The following is a 16,523-nucleotide window of genomic DNA, read 5'->3' as shown; positions in this document are numbered from 1 at the left end:
ATATTGTTTCTTGAGGGTGTGATAAACACTCTCCACTCCCAAACGAAAGGGGGTGGTACGGATGGAGTGGATCTTGCTGATTACGGCTTTGGTGAACCTCGCGACAGCGTTCATCAACTACCGAAAAAGCAAGAGACCCTGAACCGATAGCGCGGTCAGAGTCTCAACTCAATCAGTAGGTGCGAGGGCGAAAGCCCTCCCCTACACTCCATCTTATGTCTATCATACCCTCATTATTCGCCTTTGTCAAAAAGGGGGGAATGTTTTGCAAACCGCGACCCTTATCATAAGTGTTGCAGGACTAATCATTGCTTTGTGGGCTCTTTTTGTGGCAATCCGTAATCGAAGGAACTGAGTGTTGATTAGACCCGTTACAAGGGGACTTTTGGGAGGAAGTAAATTTGTTTGAAGAGTTGAGAGTTGCAAAGTATCGATTTACGTTACAGGTCGGGGAGCGGGGATTGGAGCTGCCGAGTTTTAAAACGGCAGCCTTACGAGGTGGCTTTGGTCAGGTTTTTAAATCCCTGGTATGTACACACCCTGCTGTGGAATGTGAGGTATGCCCCAAACGAAACACATGCGCTTTTCCCTATATTTTTATGACTCGTTCCAGTTCGGAAGCCGAAATCCAACGCAAATTTGAAAGTATTCCGCGCCCATATATTTTACGTGAACATGTGGACGGAAAGACGCGTTACAAGCCAGGTGAAACATTGTCATTTCATCTGTTGTTGATGGGAGAGGCAATCAAGTATTTTCCGTATTTTGTTTATACTTTTGACCGACTGACGGAAAGCGGAATCGGGATCGGAAGAACCCCTGTAAAATTGTTGAATGTGGAAGGCTTGGAGATCCATTCAAATCTTTCGTATGTCCTTTTTGATGGGACAACTAGACGCTTATCGAATAAGTCAGTCACATTTACGGGCGAAACATTAACTGAAAAAATCAAAATGGTCGATTCGGGGCAAGTAACCATTCATTTTGAAACCCCTTTTCGAACCAAGTGGCAAGGACGATTCACCAATAAAGCGGATTTTCATATTGTCTTTCGCTCTTTAATGAGACGATTATCCAGCCTCCTCTACTTTCATCATGGAGTCAGTCTGAATATTGATTTTACTGATCTGGTGAAGAAAGCGGAAGCGGTCGAGATCATCACACAAGATACAAAGTGGGTAGATCTTGATAGATACTCGTCCCGTCAGGATTCGAAAATGAGCTTGGGCGGATATATTGGACAAGCCACTTACAAAGGGGATTTAGAACCATTTGTACCTTTTCTCTTGGCGGGTGAACTAGTCCACGCCTCAAAACAAGCCGTTTTTGGCCTTGGGCAAATCCGATGTGTGTGGTGGTAATTACTTACCTGGTAGAGAACAAATCCAACCTATAATATAAAAAAGCTAAAAAATTTATCTATGCAGCATTTCTTCCGATATCCGGCATACGAATGAATTAGGGATGGGACGGATTAGAGGGAGGTGGCATGTGAATTTGAAGTAAAGAGTTGTCTACTTCAAATTAGGACCTATTGCCTTACTTGTAGTGTTTGGCGCTAATAACAAAAAGGTCCCCCGATCGCCGGAAGACCTGGTTTAGGGTAGTGGTGAAGCACTACCTATAAAGTATTGCACGAAGAACCTTGATTATAAATGAGCAGGTAAACGTGGTATATCCTCCCCTCCCTAAATATTCAATTCAAAGCTTATTTTCATTGAAATGACTCAAATATTGAGGACTGAAAGATAATTTGAAACAGCTGAACTGACCCGTCTTAGGGGACACTTGGAAGGAAAATCCATAGTTGATGCAGAATCTTACATGTGAGGTGTGAGATATGACCATCGAGCGCCATGTGTGGCCAAGATTGTATAAAATTCATCAATTGCTGTTGCAAAAATGTTATCCTTCACGGCAGCAACTGGCTGAAAGGTTGGAAGTCAGTTCCCGGACGATTCAGCGAGACATTGATATGTTACGGGATAGCTTGGGAGCATCGATCGAGTACGACAAAAGTCGAGGGGGCTATTATTACAGCCGGGATACTTTTCCGTTACTTCCTTTCAATCTAAACAGTCAAGAAAAATTGGCTCTTGGAATGGCGTTAGCATTCTCTGGACAGATTGGCGATCCGATAGTCCGCGATGCCATGCTTTCAAGTATGGAAAAAATATCGTGTTTACTACCGGATGAACTTAGCATCGATACCGACGATTGGAATGAAATAATTTCCTCTGCGCAAGAGAGTTTTCAGACGGGAAATCTTCGTGAACAGTTTCTTTCATTGGTAAGCGCTATTGAACAAAGGTGCGTCGTCGAAATTGTTTACGATTCTTTTTCTTCACAAATTACCGACGGGCGTAAGATCAATCCATACCATCTGCGTAAAAGTCGAGGAATCTGGTATGTAATCGCCTACTGTCATAATCGGAACAGCATGCGTATGTTCGCTTTACAACGTGTTCGGTCTCTGCAAGTAACGAATGAAAGATTTATTCGTGATGAATTTGATGTCGAACATTACATGAGGGACAGTCTGTTTGAAGAACGAGGCGATCGGGTGTATGAAATCACGTTGCGTTTTTCTGCCAGACAAGCTCCTTACATTCGAGAACGAATTTGGCATGCAAGCCAAAAAGTTTACGATCAACCAAACGGCGAAATCGTCATGCACTTTCAGGCATCGGGCTTGAATAGCATTAAACGTTGGATTATGCAGTATGGAAGCGAAGTTGAAGTGGTTGGACCTCAAGAATTACGTGAGGAAATAAAGTTTGAGATCAAAAAAATGATGGAGAAGTACGGTGGATAAAGAAATTACTGGTAATTTTTAGAGTGACCGTACACGTCACCTTTGCTGGTTATAATGAGCATGAACAGGAAGGGGGGCAACGTTGTGGAGTGGGTGACGATTACTAACGAGCCGCCAGAACAGGAACTGGGAGCGAATGGTGAAGAAGTTCGTCTCTTTCAAGACTACATAGGAAACAACAAGATATATCCCTTTCACCACCAATATCAAGCATTCCAGCTTTTGCGAAAAGGGGAGGAGTGTGTGCTGGTGGCGGGAACTGCTGCCGGGAAAACTTTGGCGGTTGTCATTCCTCTTCTTTTAAGGATAAAAAATGGTTCTTCGAATAAAGTGCTGTTCCTGTATCCAACACTGGCTTTGTTAGAGGATCAGTTGGAGACGATCCGAAAGGTAGCGTCCCTTGTTGGATATGGTGATCAAATAGGATATATCTATGGAGGTATGAGTCGAAGCGAATTGATTTCACAAATGGTGAAACCGGTTCTTGTTGCCACTCCTGACGCGATTTATTGGTTTCTTGAAAAGAATGTGAAGTACAGTCCTGTTCTTTTCTACGGCTTATGTCACGTGGATGACGTAGTCATTGATGAAGCACATTTGTTGTCGGGATTGATGGGATATAACCTGAAATCATTTTTGGATCGAATTCAAGAGATTCGTTCCCGTTTTCTCCACCGTAGCCCAATACGTAGTCACATACTCACTGCCACGCCTACCAATGTAGTTGACCGTCTCTCAAGAGGCAAACAGATTTTTGGACGGTCAAAAGTCGGAAATGTACAGTTTCGTACAGAGTTTACAGATAAGAAAGATTTGGTCTATTGGAGAGATTTGCTGTCTAGAGAAGCTTCCGAGAATTTTCATCGCATGATTCTTGTACTGAATTCGGCCAAAAGAGCCCATCAGATTTTTTATGATTGTACTGATCAAAACAATTCGACAGTGCTGCAAATGTTTTACAAACAATTTGGTCTGGTTGCGTGCCAAGATGTTATCCACGCCATGATGGCGATTGGGGCAGACGATGCAGGAATCAAAAAATGGCTGGAAGTATATGAGGAGAATAACGTAGTGTTCTTTAAATTGCTCCCAGAGAATTCGGTCGTTCGTTTAACTTCTGCTTTTCTTGCCGAGTTGGGTACCGCCGTAATTAATCGGGCCATTGCTGACCTGCGTGCCGAATCAATAGATTTCTTCAACCAGCACAGTTTCCAAAAACTTCCGTTCAAGCCTGATGGAAAATTGCATAAGCACAACTACGGGTTAAATCAGATCGGGTCATTACACTTTCATTCGTATATCCAAACAATCGAGAATTATGGTGATGTATTACAAAAGGAATGGGAGCAAAGTATTCAAGTTCTGGCAGAAGATCGGGAAGAAGTGGAACAGACGGTTGTCGAATGGACAAATTGGTTGAAGCAGATTTCTGAGTCTCGATGGCTGAAAGCCGTCGCCTCTGAAATAGAAAAATCTTTCATGACTTGTACCATCCCTTTGCAAAGGATTGGAATAAATGTTCAGCAGATGGTACATATTCCTATGCGGACCATATCCGTGGTTAATCTGATAGAAGATTGTAATAAGTTAGCCATCCCATTCGACACTCTATTTGAGCACTTGGTAAGTAAACAAAAGGTTAAAACCCAACATATTCGATTACTCAAGGGAACGAATATTCCAGTCATCCTTTATACGGGAAGTATGACCAAAAACTCCCGTAGAGGGCTGATTCAGGCGTTTCAATCAAAGGAAGTTTCTCAGGCAATCTTGATTTCTACAAGTGCTGTGGAGGCGGGGGTGGATTTCGATGCCGACTTGTTAATAACTGAAGATTGTACAGGCAGTTCTTTTTTGCAGCGTTTTGGCAGAGTGGGCAGACGCGGTGGAGGGCAGGATCGGGTTATCCTTGTAACAAAAAACGGGTCTCTTTACGGAGGATTTCGCCAAACCTTCAATGACGTCCAGACCTGTAGCCGGGAAGAGTTTTCCCAGTATATGAATTGTCTCCTGCCAAAACGTGAACATTTGGAATCTTCCCCCTATCTAGAGATCTTGCAAGCGAACGTTACAAGGCGATTGGGAGAAGTAGGACAGATCATAGCCCCCAAACAAGGCAATTTTGAGCGGCTTTTGTTAGAAAAAAGTGGTTTTCTCTATGGGCTGCGAAGTACTCTTCCACAGATTGAACTTCTTGATACAGGCATTGGTCGCGAGCCTTTTCAAGTTCTTGCCCAAGTTCCCTCGGATCGGTTACGCGCTGCAAGCGGACCCTTTTCTGTTGCAAAAGCGGATGTTTATTTTGATGAATTGATTTATTTACCCTGGAAGTATGACGTTTTTGTCGATCAGGAAAGAACTTTGCGTAATATGTCCATTTTAGTTTATTGGCATAAGGGCACTTTACATGGAATCTATCCAAGACTGTTGCTGCAGAGTGTGCCTCCGTATAAGGGGAATTTTGACTATTCAAAGACAGTTCATTGTTATTTAAACAGGCCTGACATTGTCAACATGATTTTGAAAAAAGAAAATGCTGAACAGATTCGTCCATACTTGGAAGTAGTGAAGTCAAATCCCCGGGTCAACCGGTACATATTGGGAATCGGGGATATCTTTCTTGTTCGCAGGACAGATGAGAGCGTTGTCAATCCAGTGGTCGATGCAGAGGGCACAGATATTATTTTAAGAAATCAGATGTTCCTGCTACAACCAAGAATTGCCGACGATAGTATAGAAGAAAATGCGGTGTATTGGAAACGGTTCGAACAGGAACTATTGGTTCAAAGTTATAGTGATTACGGAGCTAAAAATCGGTCCATCGGTCATATTGCGATTGATCGGCTTGCCGGAGCCTGCGCGGAATTGTACAGAAGGTTGGTGGAAGCTTGATTGCAATTATTGAACGAATGAAAAAAGCGGACGCCAAATCAACTCCAAAAATAAGTTTATTTGATCATTGCTTTGGCGTATTGCAAATTGTCGATCATATGATCCTTCATACCAAGGGGTATCCAGTGGATAAGGCATCTATGGTGCGGCTAGGAGCGTTTTTTCACGACATCGGAAAGCTGAACCCGGATTTTCAGGTTTTGTTACGGGCTGCTCCGGGCATTCAAATGAAACGGGTCAAGCATGAGGCGCAAACATTTGATTTTTATCGGGAAGTTCTGGCTGAGGCCGATCAAGTTGCCGAATGGATTGCTGACGAGCTTGCCTGTAGCATGGTGACCTCGAATGATTTGTCAGACCTGTTTGCGTTTGCAGTTACTCATCACGGATTATTTTATAGTGCTCTTGAAGATGGAACTTGGTATGCGCGGCGTGAGTGGACCCAAATGCATTCGAGAGAGGAACGAAGGATTACTTTGACTGATTTGCTGATTCGTTATTATCCCCTTGGGGGAGCGGTGATTTTTGCGGATATGCTGCATTCCGAACAATTGGCAACCGGACGGGACAATCTTACTGACATTCGTAAAACACAACATCCTGATGATTGGAAGCATTATCTTGTGGCACGTAAGGCACAATTGCTTCAGGTGAAGGAAGAAGACCACAATATTCGGATCCCATTGGATTTGCTTGAACTGTTAATAGCGTGACGGAGGTGATACAATGCGCTCTTTGCAAGCGGAGGTTGAAGAATTTCTGAAAAAGCACGGGAGTGGCGTGGATGCCCAATCCATCGTTAACGATGTTGAAAAAGGGGTGGCTTATAAGAAAATTCCTTGTCAGCAGGGCGATTTGCATCTAATCCGTCTCTATCATCCAGTCATTATGCGGCAAGAGATGTTTCTTGGAAATGTGCTGTTTAACGCTTACCTCGGATTAGCAATGAAACATACATTGGAATCGGAATTGGATATTGACGTTCTTCCCGTGTTTAACGATCTGAGTTCATATTATTTTCTGGTTCACACAGTGACGTCATTGAATGATCTGATCGAAAAAATTAAGAATAGCTGGATCGACGGGCTTGAGGATCTTTATTTTTCCGAACCCTCAGACGGTGAAACTGACGAATACGCGGGCAAAGGTTATTACGGGCGATTCTCCACGATGTTGCAAAACTATTTTAAAAGCAACATTCAACCCTTCCCGTTGATGATCGTCCCGATTGGTTATGCGAGAAAACTAGAGCGACGCATCAGGCAATATCTGTTGGAAATGTTGGAGTCAGGGGATTGGCAAAAGCAAATTGCCAATTTCACAGCAAATTTCAGCTTTTTCTATGGACAGACGAGCGGTGGTACGGGAGATGTGCAAAGCTGCCCCAATTTTCTGCGCCGACTTGTTGCGGAATATCATGTAATTGAACCGAAAGAAATGATCGCAGCTTTCAATCTCCCAGCAGGAACGGATTTTACCGACCCGGAAACCAAAAACCTGATCCAAAGCAAGTTGTTTCAAAAAGGGGACCCTGCTTATTATCCAGATGGTTTAAAGCAGGTATTTAAAAGAGCACTGCAGCACTTTGCCGACTCGATCGAATCAAGTAACCCCGAAGAGGATGCCATATCCGATTGGCTATTTCGCTACCATCGCGAGAAGGGGGTCTTCCTTGATGAGACTCCTGAGAAGTTAATGAATCAGCTTGCAGCAGGTGTGACGATTGCAGGAAGGTCGGTTTCGGATGTTCAATCCGAATCAACAGAAGAAAGTTGTCTGCTTTGCGGATGTTATCCGGCAAAATTGCAAGGGGCCACGATCCTTGCTTCCGATTCGTTTAGCAAGTTTCATAATCACTCGATAAATCGCGGTAACAATGAAAAAAGGATTTGCCTTAACTGTGCACTGTACGCATATTTAAACATCAAGTTCACCGGATCTAAAGGAGCGGGTATGGGCCAGGTTCCCCGACAAGGCAATGTGGTGTTTCATTACGGTTCCTACACGGGTAACGAAATCGAGGAAATGATTAAGACGTTTGAGGAGCAGTCCGGTCGGGTATTTGCCAAACCTAACAAAGACATAAAAATGGAATCCAGTGAACTTTTAGATGACATGGATTGGTTTTTTTCGCAGTCGAAGTTTCAAAATCTAAAATCTATGTTTCGAGGCAATGATGGAGGGGAAGCGTATCTCTTTCCGATAGAGTTCGGAACAAGGCAGCTTTTACTCTTTGTTTTGCCGGGGCTGGATGATGATGTCCAAAAACGGTTTAATCAAAATTGGTATGCTACTCGCCAATTGCTAAGCTGGTTGACGGAGATCGGCGGTAAAGCGGGACCTTACTATTATCTTTCCCTGCCGCATCCTCAGCAAGTGATTCAAAATAAATCGGTGTTGGTAATCAACGGGAAAGAGTTCGATACAGAAACACAATTGCAGCTTCACGATCTTTATTTGCAGGTGGTTCCGGAACTGTCACAGTCACGTTTGAAAGACGGGTTTAAACATCAGATGATGATGGCTGAACGGTTTCAAGCGGACCCTTTAGGCCGGTTGAGCGATGAGTTACGGTTTTGGATGTCGGAGGGGAAATTATCGGCTGATCGAAGGGAACGATTTTTTACCGTCTATGGAAAAATTCAAGAAATTTTAGAAATGGAGGGATTGAGAAATGCCAACTGATTCAGCTGCCCAAATTTCAAATGGCGTGAAAAAGACTGAACAAAGTGCACTTCTTGATGAATTCTCATATGAACTCTTCTACACGTTGGACATGTTGGATCTTTTACCAAAAAAATGGAGTGATAAGCCGCATGCTTATGAAAAATGGGCACGCGAGTTACTTGCCCCGCTGAAACGCAAAAATGCAAACTTTACGGAAGTTTTGAAGGACTGGCAAAGCAGAGTCATTCGATCAGGTTTACATCCATCCTACAAAATAAGTGACACTGTTCGTAAAATGAGATTTGAACAACTTGACCGGTTTAGAATTTGGTGTAGTAATCATCAAGACATAATTCAGAAAAACGCCCATCATTTACTTACAAGTCTGCTTGCAAGGGCTTTTGCTTACGTTTTTCCGGTTCGCACCCTCAGTGACTTCTATACGGAACTCCACAAGGGGGAGGCGGACGCTTTTAGCACGGAAGTAATTGAAGAGCGGTTTTTTTCAGATGTTGAAGAGCGGTACCAAGAGTTGAAAGAACAAGGCAGAATTACTCCACGCCTAAAAGAAATGGCTAGAGATCATCTTCTTAACAAAGTTGGGATTTACAGGGAAAGGGCAATGAAAAAAATGAACGGGGGAGAAGAAGAGTGAGTATCGAACAGATTCGGGAATGGTTGAATCCGGTTGAAAGTGTGCTGAAACTGGAAGAAGGAAAAAAGAAAAATGAGCCTAAAACACTGCCACCGGTGATGAAACGCAATGTAGTGTCAATTGTGGGGATTAAAAGAACGGCGGGGCGATTCCTCCCAGTGTCACATGAGGGGTATTCCAATGAGACTCATATTGATAAAGTGGAGTTACTAGGGCAAGAGCGGGCTGAATTTATAGCCAGGAAACTAAAAGGTATGGAACGGCGCGCACATATGTCGGTATTTAGAGGTTTGATCGAAGGGACACTTGAAGAAGAGTGGAAGAGCGCTTTTGAAAAGTTGTTCGGCCGTGCCTGTACGATTCCATCCGGGTTATGCGTCACCTGTTGGAACTGCTCCCTTTTTGGTGCTTTGGAAGCGGGGAAAGGCGGAACGTTTGCTCGTATCCGGTATTTTGATACGTGGTCTGTAGAGAGTACAGAGCAGTGCGTGGCCAGTCTGCAATCGGAAGAAGGAATGGGGATCGGGAACACGGTGAGCGAGGATCTTCGGGGAGAACGTGATTCAGCTTCTTACCATTTGTATGAGTATGTAAAGGCTGGTACCCATTTTCCGTTTATCACGATTATTGAAAGCCCCACTGCGTTGGACATTGCAGGGTATATCCAAGCGGTACGAATGGCGGATCTTCATGGTTACGGAAAATACAACGCCAACCATGGCAAATTTGAAACGACGTTTCTGGCAGTAGCCCCTGGAATGCCACGTTTTTCGGTACTTACATTGCTTGAAGAGGCAAACGGAGATGGAAGTGCTATCGAAAAGGGATTTAAGAATGGAAAATTCCAATATGATGCTCCGGAAGGGGCAGTTATAAAGGGACATGAATCTATTGTATCGCTCGGGGATGAATTGAAGGGCGAATTCGAACAGTATATTCAAATGATTCGTTAAGGGAGGGAGTGAAGTGTATGCACGAGCTTTGCTCCTTAGGAATTGCGGGCGATATACAATGGTTCGATCTGACTTTGGGTCAGATTACGCAACGTGTCATTTTTTGAGTGAGGAGTCATTGTATGCGGGGCTTACACGCGAGGAGACCCGCAAATTTGGCAGAATTGATGCGAACATGCAGTCCGATTTTTTAACAGGGTATGACGTTTCAGCAAGGCCGATTTGGTTCACTCCCGGGATGTTTGTGGAGTCCATTGAAGAGAGTGATACCCTGCTTAAAACTGACCGAGTGAAATATAATGTCGTGGACGAAATCGTACCGTCTACATCCAAAAGCACGGTGTTTGACAAAAAAGGAAACCGAAATTTTATCGATCGAAACAATATTGCAACCTTCGGCTCAATTGAATCTGTTCTGCCAAATCAGAAGGTCTTTACGATTGGTATCAGCAAGGAAGAACGGTTCTTGTCCTGTTACGCACCGCAAGATGTGTATCTAATGGGAAAAAAGCGTACAATGTTCGAAGTCCTTGGTGTTTCAGATGTCGTACGGCTGCAGGAGGATGAACTTCAAGAAACGATTCCGACTCAGGTTCAGATGGAAGACTTGAATGAATACTTTTCTTACACGATCCATGATGTGAATGCACGTTATTTTCTCGTCCAAGGAAAAGCTTTGAAATGCTGGCGTGTTCATTTTTACTTAGATGGAAAATCCATAACTAGATTTCTTCCGGGTGTTTTTGTCGAGAGAGCTGAAAGATATTTTGGAGGTTCCAGCTAAGTTGAATTAGAGTGGTTTCCCAAAACATTTAATGTGATCGAAAATGCGCCGAACGTGAAAAGAAACGACAAGGGCGCGCAAAACTTGCATCGACGGGCTTGTGTCTGCAATGTGGTGGTAAAATGGACTTTCCTTACATCGATATCCGCGTGTGAAAGGAAAAATCAGTTATTGCTCAAAGTGCCAGAAAAATTTAGTCAAAACCAGGCTTCGAAACGGTTTTACGAGAGGATTGAGCCGTAATATGAGCAAAACCAACAACATGCACATCCGCATCAGTCCGATCCTCAAAGAACGCTTTGAAAAGGCGTTGGAATATGAAAAGTCACTTGGTATTGACGTGGACAAAACGAAAGTTGTCACCGATGCGATCGTCAAGTATTGCGAACGAGTAGAGAAACATAGAGCCGCCGAATAGCGGCTCTATAGAAAGTCACTCTCCCTCCGGATGGTTATTTTAAACGTGGAGTTTTAAGGAAGAAGGTGAAAAAATGGACTTCAAGCGTATTGATGAAAAAAAGGAATTGTTGGATTTAAAAAGACCACTTCCTGAAGCTGTTGTAAAGAATCTAAGGGAACGCCTTTTAGTGGAGTGGACCTATCATTCCAATGCTATTGAAGGGAACACCCTCACCTTGTCGGAAACTAAAGTTGTACTGGAAGGGATTACCGTCGGAGGGAAATCTCTGCGTGAGCATTTTGAAGTCATTAATCATGCGGAGGCTATTGGCTTGGTTGAAGATCTTGTAAGTAAGAATAGTCCGATTACTGAATTTGTAATCAAGCAAATCCATCAACTGGTTTTAAAAAATATCCGCGAGCGGGATGCCGGAAGCTATCGGACGATCAATGTGTTCATACAAGGCAGTTCTCATGTCCCGCCCATGAATTCGTTGGTTCCCGGTTTGATGAGAGACTTGCTGGAATGGTTTGAAGGTGAGGGACAAATGTTGCACCCGATAGAGCGAGCAGCCACTTTCCATCACCGGTTTGTACACATCCACCCATTTGTGGACGGAAACGGGCGTACTGCCCGGCTTCTTATGAATCTGATTTTAATGCAGAAGCAATATCCGCCGGCAATCATTCGTCAAGAAGATCGCGTGACATATTATAGTGCTTTACGTGAAGCGGATGAAACAGGGATGATGGAACCGCTTGTATTACTGGTTTCTGAAGCGGTGGAACGGTTGCTGGACGCTTATCTATGGGCGCTTGGGTTGACCGATAAAACGGGTGAACCATGATGATGAAATCTTGAAGCAGTGATTAAGAAGCATATAGGGAGTGTGGTAAGTTCAAGTAGACAGTATTGCGATTCATGGATGTATCGAAAACATGTCTGTGGCATCATGAATGGCTTGACAAGATCATTGAAGCTCTAATAAAATGAAGAATCGTTCTGCGGATTTACGAAATGACGTTACCGATGATTGGGGAGAAGGTATCTCGTTCAGATGATTAATAGAATTTTTGATCTTTTAGACATGACCCGAGGTTCTAAAAAGTTTAGTATAGGCTTTTCGTAACATAATTTATACTGTAAAAGGGAATGCTACGTATTGAAAGACCCAAAAGCAAATCGTGTAAAAGTTTAGATAACAGTCTTAAAATAGACCCGGTTTTCACCGGGCTGAAGGAGGGGTATTTTTATTTTCGAGGATATCGACCATTTTTCAACAAAAAAACAATACTCGAAAAAAATGCAGAAATTGACGCTGTTAGAGAATACGAAAACCCGCACCGCAATTGGATTTTATGATGTCCACCGCGGTCGGTCTCAACATAGACCCGAATTTCAAGGGGACTGAAAGCACGTTCCAAGGCAGCATTTTGTGTGTTCCCCTCGATGTCTCAACATAGACCCGAATTTCAAGGGGACTGAAAGTGATCCATGAGCATATTCTATTCCGGAAGGAAAAGGTCTCAACATAGACCCGAATTTCAAGGGGACTGAAAGTTGTGAACCAACGCCGAACACGTAGTTACCACTGAAGAGTCTCAACATAGACCCGAATTTCAAGGGGACTGAAAGCTCATGCGCTTCATAACAAGCTCGTCATGCTCTTGAGGTCTCAACATAGACCCGAATTTCAAGGGGACTGAAAGGTGAAAATCCGCTCATCTTTCGTAAAATCGCTCAAGCGTCTCAACATAGACCCGAATTTCAAGGGGACTGAAAGCAGGGAAGGAGGCTTGTCGCAAGTGAACGTAACGAAAGTCTCAACATAGACCCGAATTTCAAGGGGACTGAAAGTCTGGATTCGAGGTGATCCAATCATCATGAACCTTCGGTCTCAACATAGACCCGAATTTCAAGGGGACTGAAAGAGATGAGAAAGTAGATCCATTTGTGATTATCATCGGTGTCTCAACATAGACCCGAATTTCAAGGGGACTGAAAGAAGCGTTACCGGATACCCAAGCGTTACCTTCTTGCGGTCTCAACATAGACCCGAATTTCAAGGGGACTGAAAGGAGGATATCTACCCGCACCTGAGAGAAGGCAGCAAAACGTCTCAACATAGACCCGAATTTCAAGGGGACTGAAAGTGTACGTTATGTACAGTAAGCCACGGCACCCACCCCGTCTCAACATAGACCCGAATTTCAAGGGGACTGAAAGTGTCAATCAAGCGAATATTTCCTGTTTCGGCAAGGGAGTCTCAACATAGACCCGAATTTCAAGGGGACTGAAAGCAGAAAGCCTCGCTCTCTATCATGACAAGCGCATTCTCGTCTCAACATAGACCCGAATTTCAAGGGGACTGAAAGATCGTGAGCATCGTGCCATCGGCTAACGTGACATCTTGTCTCAACATAGACCCGAATTTCAAGGGGACTGAAAGGTGGATGGTGACGCCACATGATCCAGCGCGGCCATCCGGTCTCAACATAGACCCGAATTTCAAGGGGACTGAAAGAAGTGCGCATTTGACGGACGGAATCGCTACTTCACGAGTCTCAACATAGACCCGAATTTCAAGGGGACTGAAAGGCCGAGCGAGTTTGAGACGACGGGATACCGACCGGTGTGTCTCAACATAGACCCGAATTTCAAGGGGACTGAAAGCGTCACTTCGTATGTATAAACGAGGACGCGGTACATGTCTCAACATAGACCCGAATTTCAAGGGGACTGAAAGTCGTAGATATTATCCGCGGTATGTCCGATTACCCACGCGTCTCAACATAGACCCGAATTTCAAGGGGACTGAAAGAGTTAATCCGTTTTTACGACAACTGGATGAGTTGTTTGTCTCAACATAGACCCGAATTTCAAGGGGACTGAAAGCAAGGGGTCATGGCAAGCCTGACAGCACTTCGATCAGGTCTCAACATAGACCCGAATTTCAAGGGGACTGAAAGAAGAGATAGTTTTGCCTGCTAATTAGCAGGAGGCGCGGTCTCAACATAGACCCGAATTTCAAGGGGACTGAAAGACTGTTTTCCGGCGTGGAGTATACATAGGTGTTAGGACGTCTCAACATAGACCCGAATTTCAAGGGGACTGAAAGTATAAACCACAACCGAGACAACAACTCTTTCATAAGTCTCAACATAGACCCGAATTTCAAGGGGACTGAAAGACAGAAACCGAACCTTCGTTACATCTCGCTCATCCCAGTCTCAACATAGACCCGAATTTCAAGGGGACTGAAAGATCAATCGGAAACCGCATAAATATACAGGATCGCTTGAAGTCTCAACATAGACCCGAATTTCAAGGGGACTGAAAGGATAAGTATTGCGGGTATCTTTTGTTTTTACAAACGGTCTCAACATAGACCCGAATTTCAAGGGGACTGAAAGCAACAAGCCCATGGACGAGCCGTTTGAGGTGCCGAACGTCTCAACATAGACCCGAATTTCAAGGGGACTGAAAGCGAATGATAAACGCTTTACAACCTTTTCTCCAATACTGTCTCAACATAGACCCGAATTTCAAGGGGACTGAAAGAAGGAGTAAAAGCATCCATGAAGGATTTTTTAAGCGTCGTCTCAACATAGACCCGAATTTCAAGGGGACTGAAAGCGAGGGATACATCAATGACCGCGTTGCCCTTCGCTTTGTCTCAACATAGACCCGAATTTCAAGGGGACTGAAAGAGTTGCAACAACAACCACAACAACAACCACAACAAGTCTCAACATAGACCCGAATTTCAAGGGGACTGAAAGATTTAATCCTGTGCCCTCCCGTGGGGAGTTTATCGGCTGTCTCAACATAGACCCGAATTTCAAGGGGACTGAAAGAAAAATCAAAAATGCAACTGCACACACAAATACACAAGTCTCAACATAGACCCGAATTTCAAGGGGACTGAAAGTCATAAGACAAACCTTGAATAACACCTAGTACGTCAGTCTCAACATAGACCCGAATTTCAAGGGGACTGAAAGCATCGGAGTTGTCGAGTCGGCAACAAGATGTGAGAGGTCTCAACATAGACCCGAATTTCAAGGGGACTGAAAGAGCCTCCTTTTTGAGCCGATCTATTAGTTTGCTTGCGTCTCAACATAGACCCGAATTTCAAGGGGACTGAAAGGCTAAACCAGTCAGAGCCTTCGCCTGCTGTATCTCCAGTCTCAACATAGACCCGAATTTCAAGGGGACTGAAAGTCATAAGACAAACCTTGAATAACACCTAGTACGTCAGTCTCAACATAGACCCGAATTTCAAGGGGACTGAAAGAGCCTCCTTTTTGAGCCGATCTATTAGTTTGCTTGCGTCTCAACATAGACCCGAATTTCAAGGGGACTGAAAGTAAACAACTATAAAGGGGCTAACGGAAAGAAGTACAGTCTCAACATAGACCCGAATTTCAAGGGGACTGAAAGACATATCGGTGCCTTGCCTAAAATATACTGACTCACCGTCTCAACATAGACCCGAATTTCAAGGGGACTGAAAGGAAAAAATGGCTCGTGATTGGATTGAAGCAGGTGTCGTGTCTCAACATAGACCCGAATTTCAAGGGGACTGAAAGAGACAGCACTGAAATACGTTTTGATCGATTCCCATAGTCTCAACATAGACCCGAATTTCAAGGGGACTGAAAGCAATCTCGGAAATATGCCGGTTGCCTACCCAACTATGTCTCAACATAGACCCGAATTTCAAGGGGACTGAAAGAAGATTGGGAGCCGTTTGCATTCATATACTTCCGCTGTCTCAACATAGACCCGAATTTCAAGGGGACTGAAAGCACGGTTCGGATGAGCGTTTGAACAAAGAGGAACGCCATGTCTCAACATAGACCCGAATTTCAAGGGGACTGAAAGGAGACAAAGGGGCATGTAATCACAAGTGCCATATTCAGTCTCAACATAGACCCGAATTTCAAGGGGACTGAAAGAATACCCTGCAGACCTTGTAAAGTCTCTCTCCACCAGTCTCAACATAGACCCGAATTTCAAGGGGACTGAAAGATCTAACGAAATCGCTCCTACAGAGTCATTTGAAAGTCTCAACATAGACCCGAATTTCAAGGGGACTGAAAGGCCGACGAAAGGTAACGAGCCGTATTTCAAAATGACGTCTCAACATAGACCCGAATTTCAAGGGGACTGAAAGACAATGTTAAAGATGTCTTGCGCGTTAATACTTGTGTCTCAACATAGACCCGAATTTCAAGGGGACTGAAAGAAAGTGCCTAGATTCCATTTTCGAAGCACTGGGCAACGTTGTATTTGTCAACTGAAAATTCCGCCATTCGCTCATTTAATTTTCCCCCACCTGTGAAAACAGGAAC

The 16,523-nt window shown here is 44.0% G+C and carries 10 protein-coding genes and 1 CRISPR repeat array; all 10 genes read left to right on the top strand.

Annotation, left to right across the window (positions count from 1 at the left end; all coding sequences use genetic code 11):
* Positions 1-401 precede the first annotated feature (401 nt).
* The 10 genes from cas6 (at position 402) to ACFO8Q_RS19470 (ending at position 12,013) form a co-directional block, all read left to right on the top strand.
* Positions 402-1,361 (top strand): CRISPR system precrRNA processing endoribonuclease RAMP protein Cas6, encoded by a 960-nt coding sequence (gene cas6, locus ACFO8Q_RS19515; protein WP_380028193.1) that lies wholly within the window; start codon positions 402-404, stop codon positions 1,359-1,361.
* Between the two features lie 479 nt (positions 1,362-1,840).
* Complete coding sequence (locus tag ACFO8Q_RS19510; RefSeq protein WP_380028191.1) at positions 1,841-2,815, top strand: helix-turn-helix transcriptional regulator; 975 nt, start codon at positions 1,841-1,843, stop codon at positions 2,813-2,815.
* An 84-nt stretch (positions 2,816-2,899) separates the two neighbouring features.
* Positions 2,900-5,707, top strand: coding sequence for a DEAD/DEAH box helicase (locus tag ACFO8Q_RS19505; RefSeq protein ID WP_380028188.1), 2,808 nt, complete (start codon positions 2,900-2,902; stop codon positions 5,705-5,707).
* Positions 5,704-6,420: an HD domain-containing protein gene (locus ACFO8Q_RS19500; protein WP_380028186.1), complete on the top strand. Its 717-nt coding sequence runs from the start codon at positions 5,704-5,706 to the stop codon at positions 6,418-6,420. The genes ACFO8Q_RS19505 and ACFO8Q_RS19500 overlap by 4 nt, the downstream gene beginning before the upstream one ends.
* Positions 6,421-6,433: 13 nt before the next feature.
* Positions 6,434-8,392: a hypothetical protein gene (locus ACFO8Q_RS19495; protein ID WP_380028184.1), complete on the top strand. Its 1,959-nt coding sequence runs from the start codon at positions 6,434-6,436 to the stop codon at positions 8,390-8,392.
* Entirely contained in the window at positions 8,382-9,029 is a 648-nt protein-coding gene (locus ACFO8Q_RS19490) for a hypothetical protein (protein ID WP_380028182.1), read from the top strand. Before ACFO8Q_RS19495 ends, ACFO8Q_RS19490 begins: the two co-directional genes overlap by 11 nt.
* Positions 9,026-9,982, top strand: coding sequence for a hypothetical protein (locus ACFO8Q_RS19485; protein ID WP_380028179.1), 957 nt, complete (start codon positions 9,026-9,028; stop codon positions 9,980-9,982). Before ACFO8Q_RS19490 ends, ACFO8Q_RS19485 begins: the two co-directional genes overlap by 4 nt.
* A gap of 13 nt (positions 9,983-9,995) precedes the next feature.
* Positions 9,996-10,766, top strand: a complete 771-nt coding sequence (locus ACFO8Q_RS19480; RefSeq protein WP_380028177.1) for a hypothetical protein — start codon at positions 9,996-9,998, stop codon at positions 10,764-10,766.
* A 244-nt stretch (positions 10,767-11,010) separates the two neighbouring features.
* A complete protein-coding gene (locus ACFO8Q_RS19475; protein WP_380028175.1) occupies positions 11,011-11,184 on the top strand; it encodes a hypothetical protein in 174 nt (57 codons plus the stop codon).
* Positions 11,185-11,257: 73 nt separating this feature from the next.
* Entirely contained in the window at positions 11,258-12,013 is a 756-nt protein-coding gene (locus ACFO8Q_RS19470; RefSeq protein WP_380028173.1) for a Fic family protein, read from the top strand.
* Positions 12,014-12,543: 530 nt separating this feature from the next.
* Positions 12,544-16,417: direct repeats of the CRISPR family, unit length 37 nt; unit sequence GTCTCAACATAGACCCGAATTTCAAGGGGACTGAAAG.
* Positions 16,418-16,523 lie beyond the last annotated feature (106 nt).

Origin of the sequence: Effusibacillus consociatus (genome assembly GCF_042652925.1) — a bacterium.
GTDB lineage: Bacteria > Bacillota > Bacilli > Tumebacillales > Effusibacillaceae > Effusibacillus > Effusibacillus consociatus.
This window is presented reverse-complemented; position numbering and strand designations above follow the sequence as displayed.